Raw genomic sequence first — 1292 nt, 5'->3', positions numbered from 1 at the left:
GGTGCCCGTACCGCAAACCGACACAGGTAGTCGAGCAGAGTATGCTAAGGCGCTCGGAAGAACTCTCGTTAAGGAACTCGGCAAAATGACCTCGTAACTTCGGGAGAAGAGGTGCCTCGGTAGGGTGAATAGCCCGAGGGGGCCGCAGTGAAAAGGCCCAAGCGACTGTTTAGCAAAAACACAGGTCTGTGCGAAGCCGTAAGGCGAAGTATACGGGCTGACGCCTGCCCGGTGCTGGAAGGTTAAGAGGAGTGGTTAGCCGCAAGGCGAAGCTATGAATTGAAGCCCCAGTAAACGGCGGCCGTAACTATAACGGTCCTAAGGTAGCGAAATTCCTTGTCAGGTAAATTCTGACCCGCACGAATGGCGTAACGACTTGGGCGCTGTCTCAACGAGAGATCCGGTGAAATTTTAATACCTGTGAAGATGCAGGTTACCCGCGACAAGACGGAAAGACCCCATGGAGCTTTACTGCAGCTTGATATTGAACTTTGGTACGATCTGTACAGGATAGGTGGGAGCCTAAGAAACCGGAGCGCCAGCTTCGGTGGAGGCAACGTTGGGATACCACCCTGATCGTATCGGAGTTCTAACCTGGTACCGTAATCCGGTACAGGGACCGTGTCAGGTGGGCAGTTTGACTGGGGCGGTCGCCTCCTAAAATGTAACGGAGGCGCCCAAAGGTTCCCTCAGAATGGTTGGAAATCATTCGTAGCGTGTAAAGGCATAAGGGAGCTTGACTGCGAGACCTACAAGTCGAGCAGGGACGAAAGTCGGGCTTAGTGATCCGGTGGTACCGAATGGAAGGGCCATCGCTCAACGGATAAAAGCTACCCTGGGGATAACAGGCTTATCTCCCCCAAGAGTCCACATCGACGGGGAGGTTTGGCACCTCGATGTCGGCTCATCGCATCCTGGGGCTGAAGTAGGTCCCAAGGGTTGGGCTGTTCGCCCATTAAAGCGGTACGCGAGCTGGGTTCAGAACGTCGTGAGACAGTTCGGTCCCTATCTGTCGTGGGCGTAGGAAATTTGAGAAGAGCTGTCCTTAGTACGAGAGGACCGGGATGGACGCACCGCTGGTGTACCAGTTGTTCCGCCAGGAGCACCGCTGGGTAGCCAAGTGCGGACGGGATAAGCGCTGAAAGCATCTAAGCGTGAAGCCCCCTTCAAGATGAGATTTCCCAGTATGTAAGACCCCTGGAAGACGACCAGGTTGATAGGTTCGAGGTGGAAGTGCAGCAATGCATGCAGCTGACGAATACTAATCGGTCGAGGGCTTATCCTACGAACAT

The 1292-nt window shown here is 54.4% G+C and carries 1 rRNA gene; it reads left to right on the top strand.

The annotated features are described in order from the left end of the window. A 23S ribosomal RNA gene (locus tag BLW29_RS31055) occupies positions 1–1285 on the top strand; the annotation flags it as partial. Positions 1286–1292: the final 7 nt, after the last annotated feature.

The sequence above is a fragment of the Paenibacillus sp. CF384 genome (assembly GCF_900106745.1).
In the GTDB taxonomy this organism is placed as follows: Bacteria; Bacillota; Bacilli; order Paenibacillales; family Paenibacillaceae; genus Paenibacillus_Z.
Note: the sequence above shows the minus strand (reverse complement) of the source record. Positions and strands in the feature narration are given on the sequence as shown.